Here is a 287-nt window from a genome sequence, read left to right on the forward strand (position 1 = left end):
AAAATCCTCACCTCGCGCGTCTACGACGTGGCCGTTGAAACCCCCTTGCAGCAGGCCCGCCAGCTGTCCGAGCGCCTCGGCAATCAGGTATTGCTCAAGCGCGAAGACTTGCAGCCGGTGTTCTCGTTCAAAATTCGCGGCGCGTACAACAAGCTGACGCAACTGAGCGAAGCCGAACGGGCCAAGGGCGTGGTCACCGCGTCGGCCGGCAATCACGCGCAGGGGCTGGCGCTGGCGGCCAAGGTATTGGGGGTCAAAGCCACCATCGTCATGCCCAAAACCACCCC

The 287-nt window shown here is 63.1% G+C and carries 1 protein-coding gene; it reads left to right on the top strand.

The window, feature by feature from the left end:
- Positions 1-287 (top strand): pyridoxal-phosphate dependent enzyme (locus tag K0F75_RS25455; protein WP_219064710.1); only part of this gene is annotated, 287 nt, incomplete at both ends.

Source organism: Pseudomonas sp. UMAB-08, from assembly GCF_900095225.1.
In the GTDB taxonomy this organism is placed as follows: domain Bacteria; phylum Pseudomonadota; class Gammaproteobacteria; order Pseudomonadales; family Pseudomonadaceae; genus Aquipseudomonas.